Here is a 21,670-nt window from a genome sequence, read left to right on the forward strand (position 1 = left end):
AGGGCGACCTCGGCGGTGACGTCCTTGCCACTCTTGTCGAGCAGGCGCAGGGTGCCGTCGGTCAGATCACTGCTGTCGAGGCTGATGTCGTAGTAAGTGTCGGCGGCAACGTCGAGCTTGAGCCAGTCGATGTCCGCGCCCCAGTCGATGCGACCGCTTTGATCGCTCGATCCCAGCGTCCCCGCTGTCTTCGACGTTTGGCCGTAGTCGTCAGATATCGGGTCGAGGGTCAGTCGATAGTGCCCAGTTAACCCAGTTCCGCCAGAAACCTGGACGTAATACTTTCCCGCCTTGGCTTCATTGTTGATAAAGATGAGGGCGTCAAGCTCTCCACCGCTGGTGGTATCTGGGATGTAGTCGTTATCAGGGTCGCTGTCGGAGTTGAGGTCGACGCCCTTTTTGTCGACCAGACGGAGCTCGGCACCGGTGAGAGCCGACAGCCCGCCCCCATCCAAACCTTCGATGAGAATTCTGTAATAGGTGTCGCTTGCGGCAGTGAACTCGAACCAGTCGACATCGCTGAAGTAATCGATCCCGCCATAGGCCAAGTTATTGGAAAACGTTCCTGCCGTTTTGGCGGTGACACCCTGATCAGCCATCGTCGTTCACTCCACGTCCGGGTTCAAAACAACCACACCTAATGTAATGTGGCCATTTAGGTCGCATCCTGGCGCCAGCTTAGCCGTTCGCGCCTATCAAAAATGAGGACCGCAACACAGATGCTTAACGGCAGGAATGGAGCGGGCTTGAACCGGATGTATCGCAGAGGCAGCCTCTCCGTCCATTGATGTCGAAGCCTCGGATAACGGTCCTGGACTTTGGGGAACTCAATTTCGGGGCACCATCCGTCACACTCGACGGACACCCGAGGTGTGCGACGCAGATGAAGATCTTGCTCGTGAAACCCAAGGCACGTTTGCCGACCGTGCTGGGTCTGAAGCGGCCGCCATGCTGCGGCGTTTCAAGCCCGAACTGATCGGTTTCACCGGCTATACGCACCAGGTTTATTTCTGCGATGACGAGAACTTCATCGACGAGACATTCGGATGGGAGCTGGCCGAGGGACTGGCACGTGCGGGCGTGCGCAAACGCTATTTCGCCTGGACCCGCTCGCGCCGAACAGGACGACTATCGCGACTCTCCACGCGTGCTATGGGGCGGGTGAACAATTCACGATGGGGTCGGAACGCCCCGATCGGACTCGGGTTGGGTATAGTATTGGCCTGACCTTCGCGCCCGGGGCGAGTGCCGTTCTGATTCGCCGCCACGCACTCACTGACCATTGGCTTCCGCATGGACACCTCAGGAAACACCCTCTATCCACCCGTCGAACCCTTCGCCGTCCATGAAATCGTCGTCGACAACGGACACCACCTCTATGTCGAGGAGTGTGGTCGACCGGACGGCATTCCGGCCATCTTTCTACACGGCGGCCCCGGCGCCGGGTGCGAACCGGCGCATCGCGGCTTCTTCGATCCATCGCGCTATCGCGCCGTGCTCTTCGATCAGCGCGGCTGCGGACGCTCGCGTCCCCACGCCTCCCTACAGGCCAACACCACCTGGGACCTGGTCGCCGACATCGAGCGCATTCGCGAGGCACTGGGAATCGACCGCTGGCTGGTATTCGGCGGCTCCTGGGGCTCGACCCTGGCGCTGACCTACGCCGAGACCTATCCCGAGCGCGTCTCCGCGCTGGTGGTGCGCGGCATCTTTCTGTGCCGCGACGCGGAGATCCGCTGGTTCTATCAGGAGGGCGCGAATTGGGTGTTCCCCGACTACTGGGAGGACTATCTGGCTCCGATCCCGGTCGAAGAGCGTGACGACATGCTCACGGCCTATCACCAGCGCCTCATCGACGAGGATGCGTCGGTGCGCATGGAGGCGGCCAAGGCCTGGTCGATCTGGGAAGGAAGGACCGCGACACTGCGCGGCAATCCCAATGTCCAGGCGCATTTCTCCGACGCCCACGTCGCCCTGAGCCTGGCGCGAATCGAATGCCACTATTTCGTCAACCACGCATTCCTGGCGCCGGATCAGCTGTTGCGCGATGCCGGGCGTCTCGCCGACATTCCAGGCGTCATCGTTCAGGGGCGTTACGACCTCATCTGCCCCATGCGTTCGGCCTGGGAGCTGCATCAGGCCTGGCCGAGCGCCGATTTCCAGGTGATTCCAGATGCCGGCCACTCGGCATTCGAGCCCGGCATCAGCAGGGCGCTGGTGGCGGCCACCGACCGCTTCGCACAGGAACTGGCGTGATCGGCCTACTGCAACGGGTGAACCAGGCACGGGTCGAGGTTGCCGGCGAGACCATCGGCGCCATCGATCGCGGCCTGCTGGTACTGATCGGCGTCCAGAAAGGCGACGCCGAGCCACGCGCCGACCGCCTGCTGGAGCGGCTGCTGGGATACCGCGTCTTCCCGGACGCCGACGACCGCATGAACCTCAGCCTGCGCGACATCGCCGGCGGACTGCTCCTGGTGCCCCAGTTCACCCTGGCCGCCGATACCCGCAAGGGCACACGCGCCAGCTTCACCTCAGCCGCGCCACCGGACGAGGGCGAGCGATTATTCGATCATCTGGTCGCCCAGGCTCGCTCCAACTTCGCCAATGTCGCGACCGGACGCTTCGGTGCCGACATGCAGGTGCATCTGGTCAACGCGGGTCCCGTGACCTTCTGGTTGGAGACCTGACCAAGTCACCGCTCGACGGAACGACGGATCCTGGCAGTCACTGCATCGCAATGTCACTCAGGGATGATGTTCCTGGACCAAGGCGGTCCGAGATCCCATAGGGATTGACGCCCCCGGCTCGCACCGGGCCTCGCTTGACGCATCGACTCGGAGTCCATACTGATGCACGAACTCTCGCTGTGCCAGGCCCTGCTCGATCAGGTCACCCAGATCGCCCGAGATCATGGAGCGAGCCGGGTCGACCGCATCCTGCTCAAGGTCGGCCCGCTTTCGGGCGTCGAGCCCGCGCTCCTGAAACACGCCTACCCGCTCGCCGCAACCGGCACGCTCGCCGAGTTCGCCGAGCTCGTCATCGAGCCCGCCGAGATCCGCGTGCATTGCCACACCTGCGGCGCCGAGACCGAGGCGAAGCCCAATCGGCTCTTGTGCGGCGTGTGCGGAGGCTTCCAGACCCGACTCATCAGCGGCGATGAAATGCTGTTGGCCAATCTGGAGCTCATCGTCCCGGATCAGGATGACATAGACGCCGAACAGCCGATGGGCGGGCGTTCCTAGAGAACACTAACCCTTCCTCCCAGCGATGGCTTACACTGACTTTTTGGCTGGGAGATGCTCATCATGTGCAATACCTGCGGCTGCAATGTGACACCCGGTAACGAGCACCTGGTTCGCGGCGATGGCAAGCTTGCAACGACCGAGGATGGTCGAACGGCCGTCACTGTTCTCAAGGGCCTGCTGTCTGAAAACGACCATCAGGCGGCCCACAATCGCGAGCACCTGGATCGTCATGAGGTACTGGCCCTGAACCTCATGTCATCCCCGGGTGCAGGCAAGACCAGTCTGCTTGAGGCGACCATCGACGCGCTTGGGCAGGACGTGCGCATCGCGGTGATCGAGGGCGACCTGGAGACCGAGAACGACGCCGAGCGCATCCGAGCCAAGGGGGTTCAGGCGGTCCAGATCGCAACCGGCAGCGCCTGCCATCTGGACGCGCACTTGGTCCATGAGGCGCTCCACCACATCGACTTGCACGACATCGACATCCTCTTCATCGAGAACGTGGGCAATCTGGTCTGCCCTGCGAGCTTCGATCTCGGGCAGCATCGCAACGTCGCCCTGCTCTCGGTTCCAGAAGGGGACGACAAGCCAGCCAAATACCCGGTCATGTTCCGATCCGCCGACCTCGTCCTCTGCAGCAAGGCGGATCTGCTCCCCGTGCTGCCCGAATTCCAACCCGAGCGGGCCGAGCGCTATCTGCGCGATCTCGCCAGTGCGGCCCCCTTCGAGGTGATCTCGACCCGAGGCGACGGCGACCTGGAGCCTTGGCTGCAATGGCTGCGCGACGAGTTGCACACCCAGCGCGCACGTCTCGAACAAGGCCGCTCGACCCGACCGAACATCCAGCAGCATTCTCCCGGAGCGCACAGCGAGACCGGCGAGAGCCATGATCACGGCCATCACCACCACGGGCATCATCATCATCACGACCAGTCGGCGCATGCGCACCATCATCACGACTGAACCCGCGCATCGACGTGACGACCAGGCCGACGGCATCTTTCGACCCAATAGAACCAGATCAGGAGGACTTGCAACCGTGACCAAGACCCAGAAAACCCTCTCCAGGCTCTCGCTCGCCGCCGTGCTCGGCTTCGTGGCCGTCGTCCCGGTGAGCCATGCCTTCAACTTCGGCAACATGATGAATCCGAGCCGCTGGATGAACGGCAACGATCGCTATGACGACGAGCCCTATTATGGCGGCCCCTACGGCATGCCCTTCGGCAGCTACGGCTACCCGGGCGCCTACGGCGCACCTTACGGCGGCATGCCCTATGGCGCGCCTGGATTCGGAGCGCCACCGGCTGCGTATGGCGCGCCCGCCTACGGCGCAGCGCCTGGCATGACGCCCTCGGCACCCGCTGCGGCACCGACGCCCAGCGCGAGCCAGAGCGAGATCGAGGCGCTCAAGCGTCGCATCGAGGAGCTGGAGAGCAAGCAGCAGACTCAGCGTCCACAGGGCAACGAATGGCCATCGGCCCCGGCATTCCGTCCGATGAATCAATACTGACCGGCCATACCCTCCCCGCTCCCGAACCCCGCCGTCACGGCGGGGCGACCGTATCGCCCCGGTTTTGACATATCCTTTCGTCCTTCCCCGATTCTTGCCTGCTACCATTCGCCTCCAACAAACACTGTCGAGGGAGTTCCAGGCCCATGCAACGATTCGCTGCCAAGCTTCGCGCGTTCCTGATCACTAGCCTCCTGCTCGCCAGCGGCACCGCCATGGCGGCCGGCAGCTACCAGGTCTATCGCACCGACACCGCCTTCGAGGACGTGCTCGACGGACTCAAGGCGGCGATCCAGGAACGGGGCATGTACATCAACAACGTCATGGATATGGGCGGCATGCTGGAACGCACCGGCAAGGACCTCGGGACGCCCGATCCCATCTACACCAAGGCGCAATCGGTCGAGTTCTGCAGTGCCGTCCTGTCCCGGGCCATGCTGCGAGAAGACCCCACCCGCATCGTCAACTGTCCCTTCATCATCAGCGTCTACGAACGTCATGACGAGCGCGGCATCACCTATGTCGTGCATCGTGCGATTCCCATCGAGGAGCGGACCGCGAGCCCGATCATGGCCCGCATCGCCGCGACCTACGAGGAACTCGCCAAGTCGGCGATCGCATGGTAGCAACAGTGACCGAGACCCAATCGCCAAGGCGCCGGTCACGGCCCAGGGAGCGCGACTGAATGACCCTCATGCCAACATCCGGCCAAAGCCTTTTCACCGTCGCCCTGAGGTATCTTCCGCGCGCCATCCATGTGTTTCGCACCGAGGGCGGCGGGGTGCTGCTGCGCAAGCTCAAGCGCCGGCTAGGCACCACCCCGCTCGCGATCGAGGGACCGCCGAGACTGTTGGCCTTTTCCGAACCCTTCGCGCCCATCGCCCTGCGGCGGGAAGAGCGGCCTCGGATCTCGATCGTGGTTCCGGTCCACGATCAGTTCGCCTACAGCCATCACTGCCTGGCGGCCCTGGCGCTCACCCAGAACGAGGCGCCGTTCGAGGTCATCCTGGTCGATGACGCCTCGACCGACGGCACTTCGGAGCGCCTGGCGCACTATCCAGGCGTCAGACTGATCCGCAACCAGGAAAACCTTGGCTTCGTCGGATCCTGCAATCGGGGCGCGGAGGCGGCGCGGGGCGAGATCATCGTCTTTCTCAACAACGACACCCAGGTTCAGTCGGGCTGGCTGGCGTCCTTGGTCCGCACCTTCGAGGATTTCCCGAACGCGGGAATCGTCGGCAGCCGTCTCATCTACCCGGACGGGCGTCTGCAGGAGGCGGGCGGCATTCTCTTCGAGGACGGATCGGCCTGGAACTACGGCCATCTGGACGAGCCCAACCGGCCCGAGTACAGCTATCTGAGGGCCGTCGACTATTGCTCGGGCGCCGCGCTGGCGATCCGAACCGCGCTCTTCCGCCAGTTGGGCGGCTTCGATCCGGCATTCGCCCCGGCCTACTACGAGGACACGGATCTCGCCTTCCGCGTGCGCGCCACGGGGCATGAGGTCTATTACCAGCCGCTGTCCCAGGTAGTGCACTTCGAGGGCATCAGCGCCGGACGCGACACGGACGCGGACACCGGACTCAAACGCTACCAGCGGCTCCATGCCGAGACCTTCCGCGACCGCTGGGGAGCGGTGCTCGCCACCTTCGGTCCGCGCGATCAGGATGTCGATCGAGCGCGCGAGCGTCTGGTCGCGCGCCGTGCGCTGGTCGTCGACAACTACATGGTCACCCCGGATCGCGAATCGGGATCGCTGCGGATGCTCAACCTATTCCGCATCCTCCAGGGGCTCGGCTACAAGGTCACCTTCGCCGCCGCGAACCTGGAGGCCCCTCAGCCCTATGTCGCCGACCTGCAACGCATCGGCATCGAGGTGCTCTACCGCCCTTACGTTCGGAGCATCGCCAGTCATCTGGCGCGCTGCGGACGGGACTACGATCTGGTGATTCTGAGTCGAGCCGATGCGGCCGCCCAGACCATGAAGGCCGTGCGCCGTCACTGCACGGCGGCCCGCATTCTATTCGACACGGTCGACCTGCATTTCCTGCGCGAGCGCCGTCTGGCCGAACTCAAGGGCGATCGGGCCACGCATCTGGTCGCGGAGATGCGCAAGCGCCAAGAGCTGGATCTGATGCGACAGGCCGACCTGACTCTGGTGGTGAGCGAAACCGAACGCGCGCTCCTGGCCGAGGAAGCGCCGGACGTCGAGGTACGACTGGTCTCCAACATTCATCGCATCTTCGGTTCGGCCAAGCCGCCCGAGCAACGTCGCGACCTGCTCTTCATCGGCGCCTTCGCCCATCCGCCGAACAGCGACGCGATGGTCTATTTCTGCAAAGAGATCCTGCCTCTGGTGCGCGCGGAGCTGCCGGATGTGCGGCTCAAGATCATCGGCACCGATCCGCCGATCGAAGTCCAGGAGTGCGCCGGACAGGGCGTCGAGATCCTGGGCTACGTGCCCGACGTGACAGGCTACCTGGCCGACAGCCGCATCTCGGTGGCCCCACTGCGCTATGGCGCAGGGGTCAAGGGCAAGGTCAACCAAAGCCTCGCCCACGGACTCCCGGTGGTGGCGACCAGCATCGCCGCCGAAGGGATGCATCTGCGCGACGGCGACTCGATTCTCATCGCCGATACCCCGGCCGACTTCGCCAGCGCGGTGGTCCGGCTCTACCGAGACGACGCACTCTGGACGCGCCTCTCGGATGGCGGGCTGGCGGTGATGGAGCGCCATTTCGGCTTCGCCGCCGCCGAGTGCGCACTACGCTCGGCGCTTGGACTGGAAGAGACCCGCCCATGAATCATGGATCCGAACCGACGCCCCGCGTCTCGGTCATCGTCGTCAACTACAACGCCGGACCGTTGCTGGCCGACTGCGTCTCGGCCGTCCTCGGCTCCGACCTTCCGGTCGAGCTCATCGTCAGCGACAACGGCTCGCACGACGCCAGCCTGGAACGACTCGCGCCCATGACCGACGACACCCGTCTGACGGTCATCGAAAACGGCGAGAACCTGGGATTCGCCAAGGCCAACAATCGCGCCCTACCGCTCGCTCGGGCCGAATATCTGCTGTTCCTCAATCCGGACTGTCTGGTCGATGGCGACACACTGACGCGCATGGCCGATTTCATGGACCGGCGCCCCGACGTCGGCATGGCCGGCTGTCTGGTCCTGAACCCGGACGGTAGCGAGCAAGTCGCCTGTCGGCGCTCGATCCCGGATCCTTGGATCGCCCTCAAACGCATCCTGCATCTGGACCGCCTCCTACCGGGAGGGGGTGGACGGACACTCAATCACCAGAAGGATCCACTGCCGACCGAGCCGGTCGAGGTCGAGGCGATCTCGGGATCCTTCATGTTCGTGCGCCGGCACGCACTGGATGAGGTCGGTCCATTGGACGAGGGCTATTTCCTGCACTGCGAGGATCTGGACTGGTTCGTGCGCTTCCATCGGGCCGGCTGGAAGGTCGCGCTGGTCCCGGACGCGCGCGTCGTCCACCACAAGGGCGCCTGCAGCACCGCAAGACCGCTGGCGGTCGAGCGCCACAAGCACCGAGGGATGGAGCGTTTCTTCCGCAAGTTTCAGTACGCGTCCTATCCGCGCCCCTTCAGCCTGCTGGTCATCCTCGGTATCCGGGCGCACCTGCTGCTCAAAACCCTGATCCTCGGGCCGCGCGCCTGGCGTGTCCGACGGGGCACGGAGTGATCGCCATGACGCAGTCCGGGGCATCGCCGCTCGGCAAGATCCTGGTCACGGGCGCGACCGGACGGGTCGGACGGGCCTTGGTCGACGAGCTTCTGAACCGCCGCGCCTCGGTCGCGGTCCTAACGCGCTCGCCCGAGGCCGCGCAACGACTCTGGCCGGACGGCAGGGTCGAGATACGTGTCGGCGATCTGGCGGCCCCGGACACCCTGGCGGCTGTCGGCGAGGACATCCAGACCCTGTTCCATCTGGCCAGCTATGCGCCGCGACCCGAGGAGCCCGATCTCTACAATGCGCCCGGCCACTGGTCGATCACGGCCGAGGGTACCCGCAACCTGCTGTCGCGGCTCGACGCCTCAGGACTCGGCGGCGCACGGCTGGAACGGATCCTCTACGTCAGCACGATCAAGGCGATGGGCGACAAGGCCGGAGCGATGGGCCGGCCGGCCGACGAAGACGCGCCGCCCGAACCCGACACACTCTATGGCCAGGCCAAGCTCGACGCCGAACGTGCGATTCTCGATTTCGCAGACAAGGCAGGAATAGCGGCGAGCGTGCTGCGCCTGCCGATGGTCTATGGCCTCGGCCGCGAGGGAAACGTCGTCCGCATGATCGAGGCGGTCGCCCGGAGACGCTTCCCGCCCTGGCCGCGCATCCGAAACCGCCGCTCGGCGGTCCATATCGAGGACGTGATCGCAGCGATTTTGCTCGTCGCGGAACACCCGAACAGCGCGGGAGAGACCTACTGCGTGACGGATGGCCGAACCTATTCGACCCGCTGGATCTACGAACGCATCCGGCTGGCGCTCGGGCGACCGATCCCAGCCTGGTCGGTGCCATTCTGGATGCTGAAGGCGGCTGCGGCGGTCGGATCGGCAGGTGAAAGGCTGCTGGGACGGCGGATGCCGCTCACACTCGACGGGCTCTCCAAGCTGGCCGGAGATGCCTGGTATTCATCCGGCAAGCTGGAGCACGGGCTCGGATTCACTCCCAGGCATAGCCTGGAGAGCGAGATCCCCCATTTGGTTCGTCGGATGGCGGACCGACCTTCTCCAGAACCTGGGCCACGGCACGATCGGTCAACGGATTCTGGCTGAGCAGCCGCGCGGTTCCCTTGCGCAGATGCTCGGCAAAACTGGTGGCGGCCAGGGTCATGGCGTTTTCGCCCTGACGGTTGGTGAAGAGATAGACCCGCTTGAACTCGCTGACCCAGTTCAGCCGTAGCGTGTTACGGGTCCCGCGAAAGCTCTGGAACTCGACCCAGGCCCCCACCTCCAGCGCCCGTACCAGTTTGAGCTGAGGATCCGATTCGGCAACCTCGGCCTCGGTGGAACGACGCGCGGCCTCGGGAGAAGGGCTCGTCGGCGTCGCGCTCGGTGGAAGCCGCGCCTCCGACCATTCGGCCGATTTGGTCGACGACGCTCCGGGCGGTATCGCCGGATCGGCGGACGAGGCGTCCTTGTGCAGGGCCGCCATGTGGAGCCGAATGAGCTCGGTGAAAAAGGCGTCCCAAGAGCCTTCTTGGTCGACGCGCTCCAGACCGCTTCGCAATCGCTTGAGCATATCGGGCAGCAGAATGAGCAACCGATCGCGATCCTGCGAACTCTGCTTGGGCTGAACGCTCCAGATGAGTTCATCCATCAGACGCACGGCCTCGGACCAGTCGCCGCCCGAGTCACCGGCACGCGCGAAGACCTCGATCAGCACCAGACGCCAGTGACGGGCGAGAAAATCGGCGACCAGCGGCGGTAGATTGCGCCGATTGACCCGAGTCTCGATCTCCGAGGTGGCGCGAGCGGGGGCGATCTCCTTACGCTCGCGTGCCTCCAGTTGAGCGACCACCTGGGTCGACTTGTCCTGTGCCCTCGCCTCCTCGTCGCGCAGGAACTCCTCAAGCTTCTGGAGCTGGGAGGCAAAGATCTGGACATCCGAATCGAATCCCTTGACCACGGACTCGACGATCGCGGCAATCTTGGCGACCAACCTCGGCTCGTCGTGATCGCTACGGCCGATACCCGAGTTGGCGATGGCGTCGAGCAGACGGCGGGCCGGATGCTTGCGGTCCGAAAAGAAGCTCTTGTCGAGCAACGCGACCTTGAGGACCGGGATCTGCAGCTTGGCGATCTCGGCACGCATGGTCGAGGACAGGTCGGGGTCGTTGAAGATGGCGTCGAACAGCATCGACACGATGTCGATGGTCATGGCATCGGTGGGATGCGACCAACTCGCCATGGGGGTCGAGCGGATCTGCTGCAGGACATTGAAGCCCTGAGGATCGAGCCGATTCGCCCCCATACCGGGCATGGCTCCCGGCTCCATCGGCCCGCGCTGCAAGGTGCCGAGCGCATCGACCAGCTGCTGCGCGCTCATGGATTGAGCAGGAGCGCCGGGCATGCCGCCTGGCATCGCACCACCCTGCATCGAGGATCCGGGCGCATAGCCGGGAACAGCGCCCCCCGTTGGCGCGCCCATAGAGGCTGCGGACTTGAGCACCTGCAGCAATTGGCTGAAGAGATCTTCTCCGCCAGTCTGAAATCCATCCCTGGACGCTGCCTGGGCATAGTTGGACGAGGAACCGGCGGTTGTCTGAGTCGATCCAGAGCCACCAGGTCCCACCGGCGCACCGTATCCACCACCACCGCCGCCACCATCGGGTCTGGCGAACTCCTGATGCGTGTCGGTCGACATGGTCGGGAGAATGCCGGACTGGGCCAGGAAGCGGTTGAGGCCCGCGTAGACGCCCGGCAACTCGGCCGCCGTCTGACGCTCGAACGACTGTAGGATAGCCAGTGACACCGGCCGCTCGATATCCATCTCGGTCAGGGCCGCGAGCATGGATCGGTAGAGGCTGCCGGGATGAAGCGGATTGTCGTCCTGCCTGATCCGTTGAACCTTCATCAAGGCAGCGAGCCGGCGATCGAGCGCGACCAACTGCTGGGAACAATTGAAAGCGGCCCGAGCCGACAGCTTGCTGATGGCGAGATCCTGCTCGAACTCGTCCGGATCCACGAGACGCAGCTCGTCCGGCAAGGCCGACTCGCGCCGCGAGCGACCGCCGCCGAGACCGGCCACGGATGCGTCGAAATGGGCGCAATAGGCGGCACGAAACCGCTGTAGCAAATGCTGCGGACGGCTCGCGAACAGCTGCGAGGCGGCGAAGTAGATCTGTTGCTGCTCGGAATTGGCCGCGCGGTCCGCCATCAACATGAATTCTTCGTTGGCGCGGCCGGCATGCTGAATGAAGACAGCCGTTACACCATCGATCAGACGATCGCGACAGGTCGCGAGCATTGCCGCGCAATCCTCGGAGATATCCACCGCCATGGAGCTATCTCGGCCCCCGATCGGGACAACGTTGGAGGTTTGTTTGTCGGCCATGATTGAGTGTGCGATGGGCGGTTGACCGAAAGTGAAGCAGTTGAGATTCAGGTATCCCGGATCATTGGCTCTATCTGCGGAGGCCGCAAGGGGCCCAAATCGCTAAAGCCGCCGGGAATTCGCGAACAGGCTCCTTCCCAGCATCAGTATAAAAAATAGGATCGAGGAGAACTGCCAACCGGGTCGCAAACCCTGGACTCCCCGATCATTGTTGACCACTTTACTCGACCGTTACCGACTTGGCGAGGTTCCTCGGTTGGTCGACATCGGTTCCCTTGAGCACGGCCACATGATAGGCCAGCAGTTGCAACGGAACCGTGAAGACGATCGGATCGATGAGATCATGAGTCTCGGGCAGCCGCATCACGGTCACCCCATCCGACTCCTCCATGGGGACCTGGAAATCGGCGAAAACATAGAGCCGCCCGCCGCGCGCGCGCACCTCCTCCAGATTCGACTTGAGCTTTTCCAGCAACCCGTTGTTGGGCGCCACCGCGACCACCGGCATCTGCTCGTCGATCAGGGCGAGCGGTCCGTGCTTGAGCTCGCCGGCCGGATAGGCCTCGGCATGGATGTAGGAGATTTCCTTGAGCTTGAGGGCCCCCTCCATCGCGATGGGATATTGTTCGCCACGACCGAGGAAAAGCGTGTGATGCTTGTCGACGAATTCCTCGGCCAACCGGGCGATGGGAGCGTCGAGCGCGAGCGCCTCCTCGATCTTGCTCGGCACTGCGCGCAGGACGGCCACCAGCTCTTGCTCCAACTGGCGATCGAGCCCCTTGCAGCGCGCGAGATTCAGGGTCAGCAACAACAGCGCGACCAGCTGCGTGGTGAAGGCCTTGGTCGAGGCGACACCGATCTCGGGTCCGGCGTGGGTGAGGAAGACCAGATCGGACTCGCGCACCAGCGAACTCTCTGGAACGTTGCAGATCGCCAGGGTCGCGGTATAACCGGACCCCTTCGCCAAACGCAGCGCGGCGAGCGTATCGGCGGTCTCGCCCGACTGAGAGATGGTCACGAACAGCGCCCGCTCCGGCACCACATGGCGGCGATAGCGGTATTCGCTCGCCACCTCCACCTGACAGGGCACGCCGGCGATGGATTCGATCCAGTAACGCGCGACCAGCGCCGCGTGATAGCTGGTGCCGCAGGCCACGATGGTGACCGCGCCGAGTCCCTCGAACAGCTCGACGGCCTGACTGCCGAAGGTCTCGGGAAGCACCCGGTTGTCCGACAGGCGACCCTCCAAGGTATCGGCGATGGCGCGTGGCTGCTCGAAGATCTCCTTGAGCATGTAGTGACGGAACTCGCCACGCTCGGTGGCGTCGACCGCCAGACTCGATGTCTTGACCGGACGCTCGACCTCACGGCCATCGCGATCCCAAATGCGCACCCGGTCCAGGGTCAACTCGGCGATGTCGCCCTCTTCGAGAAAGATGAAGCGATTGGTGACCGGCAGCAGGGCGAAGACGTCCGAGGCGATGAAATGCTCGCCGAATCCGACACCGATCACCAGCGGACTGCCCTGACGTGCCGCAACCAGATGATCCGGATCCTGGGCGTCGATCACGCCCAAGGCATAGGCACCGCGCAGCCGAGCCGTGGCGCCCCGCACCGCATCGATCAGGCTGCGGCCGTCAGACAGCGCGTCATGGATGGCGTGGACCACCACCTCGGTATCGGTCTCCGAGGTGAAGACATGGCCGGCCGCGATCTGCTCGCGACGCAACGCCTCATGATTCTCGACGATACCGTTGTGCACGATGGCGCAGCGGTCGTGACTGATGTGGGGATGAGCATTGTGGGTTGCCGGCTCGCCGTGGGTCGCCCAACGGGTATGGGCAATTCCGAGCGTGCCCAGCAGCGGATCGGCGGACACTTCACCGGACAGACGGGCGACCTTGCCGAGCGTGCGGATACGCTTCAGTTCCCCTGGAGCCGCCAGCACGGCGATTCCGGCGGAGTCATAGCCGCGATATTCGAGCCGTCGCAGCCCCTCCAAGAGGATGGCGGTCACTGGACGTTGAGCAATGGCACCGACGATTCCACACATGGGACATCTCTCACTGAGCGATCGATAAAGAACGCAGAAAACGAACCGTTCGGAAAACGCCGCCCGGTCAGCTCGATTTGGTGGGACGCTTCCAGCCCCGAAGCGTAACCTGACGCGCGCGCGCGACGGTCAGCTGCTCGGGCGGTGCATCCTTGCCGATGACAGAGCCGGCTCCGATGGTGGCACCCTCGCCGACCGTGACGGGCGCGACCAATGCGGCGTTGGAACCGATGAAGGCCCCGTCGCCGATACGGGTCTTGAATTTGTTGGCGCCGTCGTAGTTGCAGGTGATGGTGCCCGCGCCGACGTTCACGCCGGCACCCACCTCGGCGTCGCCCAGATAGGTGAGGTGGTTGACCTTGCTGCCCAGTCCGACCGAGGTCTTCTTGATCTCGACGAAGTTGCCGACATGGGTCTGATCGGCGAGCTTGGCCTCGGGCCGCAATCGGGCGAAGGGTCCGATCCGAGCGTCGGCGCCCACCTCGGCCTGCTCGATCACGCAGTTGGCCTGAATCTCGGTGCCGGAACCGATGACGCAATCCCGAAGCAGACAGTTGGGTCCGACGCGCACGCCCGAGGCGAGCCTGACCTCGCCCTCGATCACCACGTTCACATCGATGGAGACATCCTGCTCGGCCTCTAGCCGACCGCGCAGATCGAACCGGGTCGGGTCCGCCAGGGTCACGCCGGAGCGCATCAGATCCTCGGCCGCGCGACGCTGATAGAGACGCTCGAGCTCGGCGAGCTGGACGCGATCGTTGACACCGGCGACCTCGAACAGGTCCTCTGGCTGGGTGGTGGCGATGGTCACCCCCTCGCGGGCCGCCATCTCGATGACATCGGTCAGGTAATACTCGCCCTGGGCGTTGTCGTTGCCGAGCCGCCCAAGCCACTCCTGCAGGCGCGCGCGATCGGAAACCAGGAAACCCGTGTTGATCTCGCGAACCTCGCGTTCCTCCGGGGTCGCATCCTTCTGCTCGACGATCCGGGTTACGCGCCCGCTCGCGTCGCGCAAAATGCGCCCATAACCGGTCGGATCCGATATCTCGGCCGTGAGCAGACCCAGTTGGGTCTCCGCACCGGTCGCGATCAGACGCCTCAGGGTCTCCGGTGCGATCAGCGGGACATCACCATAGAGCACCATGACCCGATCCATGTCGCCCATGAGAGGCATGGCCTGGATCAGGGCATGCCCGGTGCCGCGCTGCTCCGCCTGCTCGGCCCAGGCGCAACCCTCGCCTTGCAACGCGGCCTGGACACGGTCACCGCCATGGCCGTAGACGACCACCACCCGCTCGGCCTCACAGCCGCGCGCGGCGTCCAGCACATGGGCGAGCAGCGGCCTGCCGGCCAAGGGATGAAGCACCTTCGGCAGGCTGGAACGCATCCGCTTCCCGAGACCTGCCGCCAGAATCACGACACCGAGTTTCATATCATCCTTTCCAGTTTGGGCGACGAGCCGCCGCGCCTTCCAGGTTTGGAGGCGCTGGGTCGACGCCGCTCAGTGAAGCCTGCCGATCGGCCGCTCGCCCCCGTCCAGGCCATGTGGCTGCTGCGAGGGACCTGGATCGCGAACCTCGTGAATCCGCACGTAAACCTTCAGCGCCTTGCCCGCGAGCCGGTGGTTTCCGTCGATCGTGAGCCGTCCTTCGGCGATTTGAGTGACATGGAAGATCCGCGCCTCGCCGCGATCGTTCTGCATTTGCACCTCGGCCCCAACGACACGCAATTCGGCCGGAACGTTGTCGAGATCATCCGTGAAGACCAGATCCGGATCTCGCTTGCCAAACCCTTCTTCCGGCTCCAGAGAGAGTTCGACCTCGTCGCCGGCCCGCTTGCCGTGGATCGCCTTGTCCATCCCACCGATGAGTTCGACCAGACCTCCCTGGATGTAGGTCACTGGAAGGTCCGTCTGTTCAAGGATCACGCCCCGCTCGTCTGCGATGCGGTAGGTCAGAGAGACCAGCTTGCCTTCACGAACGACCTGATCGGACATGGTCATGGACTCCTCCTAACGATCGCGATGCGATCGGTCGGGTGATTGGGCCTATGTGATAGAGATAAAGATGCGGGCGGAGATCCAAGTTTGCCATAAATGCAAACGCCCCCGTCGTTGGTCAACGGGGGCGTTTGTCGGTACCGGCAGGATGCCAGAAGCATTCGATGCGGGATTTAGACAATGGTCGGAAAGGATCCTACCCGAAGGGTATGGCGAGGGGCGAACCCCCATCTAAACATGCCGATCGTCGGGTGAGCTCATATCCGGGAATCGTCTTAGCCCCGCTTTATCTTGCGCAGCTTCTCGATGGCGCGCAGTTGCGCCACGGCCTCGGCCAGCTCGGTCTGAGCCTTCGCATACTCGAACTCGGCCGTATGACCGGCGAGCGCATCCTCGGCGCGACGCTTGGCCTCGAGCGCGGCGGCCTCGTCCAGATCATGGGCGCGAACCGCCGTGTCGGCCAGAACCGTCACCACGCTCGGTTGAACCTCAAGCAGGCCGCCGGAGATATAGAAGTGCTCCTGCTCGCCGTTCTCGGTCTCCACCCGGACATCACCCGGCTTGAGCCGGCTGATGAAGGCGGTATGACGCGGAGCGATACCCACCTCGCCCATCTCCGCCGTGGCATAGACCATGGTGGCGGAGCCGGAGTGGATGGCGCCTTCGGCGCCGACGATATCGACGCGGATTGTCATTGCCATGGGAAATCCCCCTTAGCTGGCCATCTTTTCTGCTTTGGCCACCGCTTCGTCGATACCGCCGACCATGTAGAACGCCTGCTCGGGCAGGTGATCGTACTCGCCGTTGACGATCGCCTTGAAGTCCTTGATGGTGTCCTTGACGGACACGAACTTGCCGGGCGCACCGGTGAAGACCTCGGCCACGAAGAAGGGCTGGGACAGGAAGCGCTGGATCTTACGCGCGCGGGACACGGTGAGCTTGTCCTCTTCGGAAAGCTCGTCCATACCCAGAATCGCGATGATGTCCTTGAGCTCCTTGTAGCGCTGCAGGGTACCCTGCACGGCGCGCGCAGTCTCGTAGTGCTCGGAACCGACGACGTTGGGATCGAGGATACGGCTGGTGGAGTCCAGCGGATCCACGGCCGGGTAGATGCCCAGCTCGGCGATCTGACGCGAGAGCACCAGGGTCGCGTCCAAGTGCGCGAAGGTGGTGGCCGGCGAGGGGTCGGTCAGGTCGTCCGCAGGCACGTACACCGCCTGGAAGGAGGTGATGGAGCCGGTGCGGGTCGAGGTGATGCGCTCCTGCAGGGCGCCCATCTCGGAGGCCAGGGTCGGCTGGTAACCCACCGCGGACGGCATGCGGCCGAGCAGTGCGGACACCTCGGTTCCGGCCAGGGTGTAACGGTAGATGTTGTCGATGAACATCAGCACGTCACGGCCTTCCTCGCGGAAGTACTCGGCCATGGTCAGACCGGTGAGCGCGACGCGCAGACGGTTGCCCGGCGGCTCGTTCATCTGGCCGTAGACCAGGGCCACCTTTTCGAGAACGTTCGACTCCTTCATCTCGTGATAGAAGTCGTTACCCTCACGGGTCCGTTCGCCAACGCCCGCAAACACCGAGAAGCCCGAGTGCTCGACCGCGATGTTGCGGATCAGCTCCATCAGGGTCACGGTCTTGCCCACGCCGGCGCCGCCGAACAGACCGACCTTACCGCCCTTGGCGATCGGCATGATGAGGTCGATGACCTTGATGCCGGTCTCGAGGATCTCGGTGGAGGCTGCCTGATCCTCCAGCTTGGGGGCCGAGCGGTGGATCGACCAGCGCGCCTCGCTCTCGACCTCGCCCTGCTCGTCGATCGCGTTACCCAAAACGTCCATGATGCGGCCCAGGGTCGCCTGGCCGACCGGAACCTGGATGGGAGCACCCGTCGCGGTCACATCGACACCACGCTGCAGACCGTCGGTCGTGCCCATGGCGATGGTCCGCACCACGCCGTCGCCGAGCTGCTGCTGCACCTCGAGCGTCAGCCCGGTCGACTCGATCTTCAGGGCGTCATAGACCTTGGGCATCTCACCGCGTGGGAACTGAACGTCCACGACGGCGCCGATGATTTCCACCACGTTACCGGAACTCATAGTCTTTTCCTCTTATGCCTTGCGGCATCTAGCGATTCTGTCTGGATCTGGTCAAGTATCTGGGAAGCACCCGCGACAGCCGGCTGCGGTCAAACTGCGGCGGCGCCGCTCACGATCTCGGAGATTTCCTGCGTGATTGCGGCCTGGCGCGCCTTGTTGTAGACGAGCTGCAACTCGCCGATGAGGTTGCCGGCATTGTCGGAGGCGGCCTTCATGGCAACCATCCGGGCGGCCTGCTCGCATGCGCTGTTCTCGACCACCGACTGGTAGACGAGCGACTCGATATAGCGCGTCAGCAGGGCATCCAGAACCGTCTTGGCATCGGGCTCGTAGATGTAGTCCCAGTGGTACGGCATGGAGTCCTGCTTTTCGCCGGGGACGAGCGGCACCAGCTGCCGAATGGTCGGGCGCTGAGTCATGGTGTTGACGAACTCGTTGCTGGCCACGTAGATGGCATCGATCTCACCCGACTCGAAGGCGTCGAGCATGACCTTGACCGTGCCGATCAGATCCTCGACATGAGGCTGGTCGCCGAGATGCGTCGTCTGCGCCTTGACGTCGCCGCCGAAACGCTTGAAGAAGCCGAGCGCCTTGGTGCCGATGGTGCAGAAGACCGGCTCCACGCCCGCCTCGCGCTGCTCCTTGATCTCGGCGATCAGACGACGGAACAGGTTGCTGTTCAAACCGCCGCAGAGACCACGATCGGAGGAGACGACGATGTAGCCGACCCGCTTGCGCGGGCGTTCCTCCGCCATGAAGGAGTGGCGATACTCGGGCGTCGCTTGGGCCAGATGACTGATGACCTGGAGCATCTTCTCCGCATAGGGGCGAGAAGCGGACATGCGATCCTGGGCCTTGCGCATCTTGGAGGCCGCGACCATCTGCATGGCCTTGGTGATCTTCTGCGTGCTCTTGATGCTCGCGATCTTGGTGCGGATTTCTTTGGCGCCTGCCATTTTTTAGCTCCCAGCCTCCAGCTTCCAGCCGCCGGCCTGTCCGGCCTGGGGCTGAGGAGGTTCGATACTTTTGAACGCACCACGCCAACCGCCATGCCTCCCGTTGGAGGCTGGCGGCTGGCTGCTGGCGGCTGTCTCTTACCAGGTGTTGCTTGCCTTGAAGCTCTTGATCGCCGCATGCATCGCCTGAACGATCTCGTCGTCGTAGCCGCCGGTGGAATCGATCTTGGCGAGCAGCTCGGACTGAGCGGACTTGATATAGCCCTGCAGCGCGCGTTCGAAGTCCACGACCTTCTTGACGTCGACGTCGTCGAGGTAGCCTTCGTTCGCGGCGAACAGCGAGATGGCCATCTGGCCGACGCTCATGGGCGAGTACTGGAACTGCTTCATGAGTTCGGTGACACGCTCGCCACGCTGCAACTGCTTGCGAGTGGCCTCGTCCAGATCGGAGGCGAACTGCGAGAAGGCAGCCAGCTCGCGATACTGAGCCAGGGCCAAACGGATACCGCCGCCGAGCTTCTTGATGATCTTGGTCTGGGCTGCGCCACCGACACGGGACACCGAGAGACCGGCGTTGATGGCCGGACGGATACCCGCGTTGAAGAGGTCGGTTTCCAGGAAGATCTGACCGTCGGTGATCGAGATCACGTTCGTGGGAACGAACGCGGACACGTCGCCGGCCTGAGTCTCGATGATGGGCAGCGCGGTCAGCGAGCCGGTCTGGCCCTTGACCTTGCCGTCGGTCATCTTCTCGACATAGTCGGCGTTGACGCGCGCAGCGCGCTCCAGCAGACGCGAGTGCAGATAGAAGACGTCACCCGGATAGGCCTCGCGACCCGGCGGACGGCGCAGCAGCAGGGAAACCTGACGATAGGCCCAAGCCTGCTTGGTGAGGTCGTCGTAGACGATCAGCGCGTCTTCGCCCTTGTCGCGGAAGTACTCGCCCATGGCGCAGCCGGCATAGGGCGCCAGGAACTGCATGGCAGCCGATTCTGCGGCCGGAGCCGAGACGACGATGGTGTGATCCATGGCGCCGTGCTCTTCGAGCTTGCGCACGATGGAGGCGACCGAGGAGTTCTTCTGGCCGACGGCGACGTAGATACACTTAACGCCGGTGCCCTTCTGATTGATGATGGCGTCGATGGCGACGGCGGTCTTACCCGTCTGACGGTCGCCGATGATCAGCTCGCGCTGGCCGCGACCGACAGGCACCATGGCATCGATGGCCTTGAGACCGGTCTGGACCGGCTGGTCGACCGACTGACGCTCGATGACGCCCGGCGCGACCTTCTCGATCGGAGAAGTGCCGGCGGCCTCGATCGGACCCTTGCCGTCCATCGGGTTGCCCAGGGCGTCGACGACACGGCCGAGCAGTCCTTCGCCGACCGGCACCTCGAGGACGCGGCCGGTGCAGCGCACCCAGTCGCCCTCGGACAGGTGGGTGTAGTCGCCCAGGACGACCGCGCCGACCGAATCGCGCTCCAGATTCAGCGCCAGTCCGTAGGCATTGCCCGGGAACTCGAGCATCTCGTAGTACTGCGCGTCGGACAGCCCGTGGATACGCACGATGCCGTCGGTCAGACTGACGATGGTGCCTTCGGTCCGAGCCTCGGTCTGAAGGTCGAATTTCTCGATCTTCTGTTTGATGAGATCGCTGATCTCGGATGGGTTCAGTTGCATGGCGGTATCCAGTTCAGAATTGCAAAGCGTTGGCGAGTTGCTTGATCTTGCCGCGGACGGAATTGTCGATCACCAGATCCCCGGCGCGAATCTCGATTCCGCCGAGCAGGGCGCTATCCGTCTCGACCGTCAGCTCGACCTGATCGCCGAAGTGCTTCGCCAGTGCAGCGGCAAGCATTTCCTGTTGATCGCTCCCGACCTCGAACGCGCTGCGAATCGAGATGTGACGTACGCCCAGATCGGCGATACGTCGGGCCTCGAACAGCCGGGCGATCTCGGAAATGGCCGCCAGGCGTGCGTTCTGCGCGAGCAACCGCAGGAGATTGCCGGCCTCGGCCGACAGCCCATCACCACAAACTTCGAGGATGAGCTCGCGGATTTGCTCGCGCGGCACGGATGGGTTACTGATTTGAGCGGCCAACAGCGGATCCGCTGTCACCGCTGCCAGCAGCGCCAGCGCTTCGGACCAGGCGTCGAGTTGCCCGGTTTCCTTAGCGCGCTCGAAGATCGCCTCGGCATAGGGCCGTGCGATGGTGGTGATATCTCCGGCCATGATATTCCCTAGAGCTGCTTGGCGAACTCGTCGACGATCGCGCGATGCGTATCGACGTTGATCTCTTTCTGGAGGATCTTCTCGGCGGCGAGCATGGCCAGAGAAGCGACCCGCTCACGCAGATCTTCGCGAGCACGATTGGTCTCGCGCTCGATCTCGGCCTGTGCCGCCGCGACCAGACGCTCGCCTTCGACGCGAGCATCGGACTTGGCCTCCTCGACGATATCGGTCGCCCGCTTCTGGGCCTGACCAACGATATCGGCCGCCTGCGTCTTGGCCTCTTTCATGAGGTCCAGCGCACGCTGCTCACCAAGAGCCTGCTCCTGATGGCCACGCTCGGCGGCGGCGAGGCCCTCGGCGATCTTGGCCTTGCGCTCCGCCAATGCCTTGACGATGGGCGGCCAGATGTACTTCATACAGAACCCGACGAACACCGCGAAGGTGACCATCTGGGCGAACAGAGTCAGATTGATATTCATAGCGTTGCCTCGT

At 63.9% G+C, this 21,670-nt stretch carries 21 protein-coding genes; 10 read left to right on the top strand and 11 right to left on the bottom strand.

The features are described 5' to 3' along the window. Positions 1-599 (bottom strand): pre-peptidase C-terminal domain-containing protein (locus tag ACFSJC_RS04515; protein WP_386023855.1); only part of this gene is annotated, 599 nt, incomplete at its 3' end. A 271-nt stretch (positions 600-870) separates the two neighbouring features. Here ACFSJC_RS04515 and ACFSJC_RS04520 point away from each other — a divergent pair. The 10 genes from ACFSJC_RS04520 to ACFSJC_RS04565 all read left to right on the top strand — a co-directional run bounded on the left by ACFSJC_RS04520 (position 871) and on the right by ACFSJC_RS04565 (position 9,560). Further along, complete coding sequence (locus tag ACFSJC_RS04520; protein WP_386023858.1) at positions 871-1,227, top strand: hypothetical protein; 357 nt, start codon at positions 871-873, stop codon at positions 1,225-1,227. Between the two features lie 66 nt (positions 1,228-1,293). Next, positions 1,294-2,256 (top strand): prolyl aminopeptidase, encoded by a 963-nt coding sequence (gene pip / locus ACFSJC_RS04525; protein ID WP_386023861.1) that lies wholly within the window; start codon positions 1,294-1,296, stop codon positions 2,254-2,256. Further along, positions 2,253-2,690: a D-aminoacyl-tRNA deacylase gene (dtd, locus tag ACFSJC_RS04530; protein ID WP_386023864.1), complete on the top strand. Its 438-nt coding sequence runs from the start codon at positions 2,253-2,255 to the stop codon at positions 2,688-2,690. Before pip ends, dtd begins: the two co-directional genes overlap by 4 nt. 162 nt (positions 2,691-2,852) lie before the next feature. Beyond that, positions 2,853-3,245, top strand: coding sequence for a hydrogenase maturation nickel metallochaperone HypA/HybF (locus tag ACFSJC_RS04535; RefSeq protein WP_386023867.1), 393 nt, complete (start codon positions 2,853-2,855; stop codon positions 3,243-3,245). A gap of 63 nt (positions 3,246-3,308) precedes the next feature. After that, on the top strand, positions 3,309-4,211 hold the full coding sequence (gene hypB, locus ACFSJC_RS04540) for a hydrogenase nickel incorporation protein HypB (protein ID WP_386023870.1): 903 nt from the start codon (positions 3,309-3,311) through the stop codon (positions 4,209-4,211). A 76-nt stretch (positions 4,212-4,287) separates the two neighbouring features. Continuing rightward, positions 4,288-4,758, top strand: a complete 471-nt coding sequence (locus ACFSJC_RS04545; RefSeq protein ID WP_386023873.1) for a hypothetical protein — start codon at positions 4,288-4,290, stop codon at positions 4,756-4,758. 146 nt (positions 4,759-4,904) lie between these two features. Continuing rightward, positions 4,905-5,384, top strand: coding sequence for a DUF302 domain-containing protein (locus ACFSJC_RS04550; protein ID WP_386023876.1), 480 nt, complete (start codon positions 4,905-4,907; stop codon positions 5,382-5,384). 59 nt (positions 5,385-5,443) lie between these two features. Beyond that, complete coding sequence (locus tag ACFSJC_RS04555; protein WP_386023879.1) at positions 5,444-7,561, top strand: glycosyltransferase; 2,118 nt, start codon at positions 5,444-5,446, stop codon at positions 7,559-7,561. After that, complete coding sequence (locus tag ACFSJC_RS04560) at positions 7,558-8,466, top strand: glycosyltransferase family 2 protein (RefSeq protein WP_386023882.1); 909 nt, start codon at positions 7,558-7,560, stop codon at positions 8,464-8,466. Before ACFSJC_RS04555 ends, ACFSJC_RS04560 begins: the two co-directional genes overlap by 4 nt. 5 nt (positions 8,467-8,471) lie before the next feature. Next, positions 8,472-9,560 (top strand): NAD-dependent epimerase/dehydratase family protein, encoded by a 1,089-nt coding sequence (locus ACFSJC_RS04565; RefSeq protein ID WP_386023885.1) that lies wholly within the window; start codon positions 8,472-8,474, stop codon positions 9,558-9,560. On the opposite strand, the gene ACFSJC_RS04570 is transcribed toward ACFSJC_RS04565, so the two are convergent. From ACFSJC_RS04570 to ACFSJC_RS04615, 10 genes are all read right to left on the bottom strand, one after another. Continuing rightward, entirely contained in the window at positions 9,448-11,787 is a 2,340-nt protein-coding gene (locus ACFSJC_RS04570; RefSeq protein WP_386023888.1) for a DUF1631 domain-containing protein, read from the bottom strand. The genes ACFSJC_RS04565 and ACFSJC_RS04570 overlap by 113 nt on opposite strands. A 274-nt stretch (positions 11,788-12,061) precedes the next feature. Further along, positions 12,062-13,894, bottom strand: coding sequence for a glutamine--fructose-6-phosphate transaminase (isomerizing) (gene glmS, locus ACFSJC_RS04575; RefSeq protein WP_386023891.1), 1,833 nt, complete (start codon positions 13,892-13,894; stop codon positions 12,062-12,064). A 67-nt stretch (positions 13,895-13,961) separates the two neighbouring features. Then, positions 13,962-15,326 carry a bifunctional UDP-N-acetylglucosamine diphosphorylase/glucosamine-1-phosphate N-acetyltransferase GlmU gene (gene glmU / locus ACFSJC_RS04580; protein WP_386023893.1) on the bottom strand — a complete coding sequence of 455 codons (1,365 nt, stop codon included), beginning with the start codon at positions 15,324-15,326 and terminating at the stop codon, positions 13,962-13,964. Between the two features lie 69 nt (positions 15,327-15,395). Next, entirely contained in the window at positions 15,396-15,896 is a 501-nt protein-coding gene (locus tag ACFSJC_RS04585; RefSeq protein WP_386023896.1) for an FKBP-type peptidyl-prolyl cis-trans isomerase, read from the bottom strand. Positions 15,897-16,168: 272 nt separating this feature from the next. Next, positions 16,169-16,594 carry a F0F1 ATP synthase subunit epsilon gene (locus tag ACFSJC_RS04590; RefSeq protein WP_386023899.1) on the bottom strand — a complete coding sequence of 142 codons (426 nt, stop codon included), beginning with the start codon at positions 16,592-16,594 and terminating at the stop codon, positions 16,169-16,171. 12 nt (positions 16,595-16,606) lie between these two features. After that, positions 16,607-17,989 carry a F0F1 ATP synthase subunit beta gene (gene atpD / locus ACFSJC_RS04595; RefSeq protein WP_386023902.1) on the bottom strand — a complete coding sequence of 461 codons (1,383 nt, stop codon included), beginning with the start codon at positions 17,987-17,989 and terminating at the stop codon, positions 16,607-16,609. A gap of 89 nt (positions 17,990-18,078) precedes the next feature. Then, entirely contained in the window at positions 18,079-18,945 is an 867-nt protein-coding gene (gene atpG / locus ACFSJC_RS04600; protein ID WP_386023904.1) for a F0F1 ATP synthase subunit gamma, read from the bottom strand. A gap of 138 nt (positions 18,946-19,083) precedes the next feature. Next, complete coding sequence (atpA, locus tag ACFSJC_RS04605; RefSeq protein ID WP_386023907.1) at positions 19,084-20,625, bottom strand: F0F1 ATP synthase subunit alpha; 1,542 nt, start codon at positions 20,623-20,625, stop codon at positions 19,084-19,086. A gap of 13 nt (positions 20,626-20,638) precedes the next feature. Continuing rightward, entirely contained in the window at positions 20,639-21,178 is a 540-nt protein-coding gene (locus ACFSJC_RS04610) for a F0F1 ATP synthase subunit delta (protein ID WP_386023909.1), read from the bottom strand. Positions 21,179-21,186: 8 nt separating this feature from the next. Next, a complete protein-coding gene (locus tag ACFSJC_RS04615; RefSeq protein WP_386023912.1) occupies positions 21,187-21,657 on the bottom strand; it encodes a F0F1 ATP synthase subunit B in 471 nt (156 codons plus the stop codon). Positions 21,658-21,670 lie beyond the last annotated feature (13 nt).

The sequence above is a fragment of the Thiorhodococcus fuscus genome (assembly GCF_042682685.1).
Taxonomy (GTDB): domain Bacteria; phylum Pseudomonadota; class Gammaproteobacteria; order Chromatiales; family Chromatiaceae; genus Imhoffiella; species Imhoffiella fuscus.

What these genes read in the sequence shown, in the direction of transcription:
- atpA (WP_386023907.1), bottom strand. Translation starts at nt 20,625, where the DNA reads ATGCAACTGAACCCATCCGAGATCAGCGATCTCATCAAACAGAAGATC.
- ACFSJC_RS04615 (WP_386023912.1), bottom strand. Translation starts at nt 21,657, where the DNA reads ATGAATATCAATCTGACTCTGTTCGCCCAGATGGTCACCTTCGCGGTG.
- ACFSJC_RS04565 (WP_386023885.1), top strand. Translation starts at nt 8,472, where the DNA reads ATGACGCAGTCCGGGGCATCGCCGCTCGGCAAGATCCTGGTCACGGGC.
- glmS (WP_386023891.1), bottom strand. Translation starts at nt 13,894, where the DNA reads ATGTGTGGAATCGTCGGTGCCATTGCTCAACGTCCAGTGACCGCCATC.
- ACFSJC_RS04560 (WP_386023882.1), top strand. Translation starts at nt 7,558, where the DNA reads ATGAATCATGGATCCGAACCGACGCCCCGCGTCTCGGTCATCGTCGTC.
- atpG (WP_386023904.1), bottom strand. Translation starts at nt 18,945, where the DNA reads ATGGCAGGCGCCAAAGAAATCCGCACCAAGATCGCGAGCATCAAGAGC.
- hypB (WP_386023870.1), top strand. Translation starts at nt 3,309, where the DNA reads ATGTGCAATACCTGCGGCTGCAATGTGACACCCGGTAACGAGCACCTG.
- ACFSJC_RS04555 (WP_386023879.1), top strand. Translation starts at nt 5,444, where the DNA reads ATGACCCTCATGCCAACATCCGGCCAAAGCCTTTTCACCGTCGCCCTG.
- ACFSJC_RS04535 (WP_386023867.1), top strand. Translation starts at nt 2,853, where the DNA reads ATGCACGAACTCTCGCTGTGCCAGGCCCTGCTCGATCAGGTCACCCAG.
- ACFSJC_RS04590 (WP_386023899.1), bottom strand. Translation starts at nt 16,594, where the DNA reads ATGGCAATGACAATCCGCGTCGATATCGTCGGCGCCGAAGGCGCCATC.
- ACFSJC_RS04610 (WP_386023909.1), bottom strand. Translation starts at nt 21,178, where the DNA reads ATGGCCGGAGATATCACCACCATCGCACGGCCCTATGCCGAGGCGATC.
- ACFSJC_RS04585 (WP_386023896.1), bottom strand. Translation starts at nt 15,896, where the DNA reads ATGACCATGTCCGATCAGGTCGTTCGTGAAGGCAAGCTGGTCTCTCTG.
- pip (WP_386023861.1), top strand. Translation starts at nt 1,294, where the DNA reads ATGGACACCTCAGGAAACACCCTCTATCCACCCGTCGAACCCTTCGCC.
- ACFSJC_RS04570 (WP_386023888.1), bottom strand. Translation starts at nt 11,787, where the DNA reads ATGGCGGTGGATATCTCCGAGGATTGCGCGGCAATGCTCGCGACCTGT.
- glmU (WP_386023893.1), bottom strand. Translation starts at nt 15,326, where the DNA reads ATGAAACTCGGTGTCGTGATTCTGGCGGCAGGTCTCGGGAAGCGGATG.
- ACFSJC_RS04550 (WP_386023876.1), top strand. Translation starts at nt 4,905, where the DNA reads ATGCAACGATTCGCTGCCAAGCTTCGCGCGTTCCTGATCACTAGCCTC.
- atpD (WP_386023902.1), bottom strand. Translation starts at nt 17,989, where the DNA reads ATGAGTTCCGGTAACGTGGTGGAAATCATCGGCGCCGTCGTGGACGTT.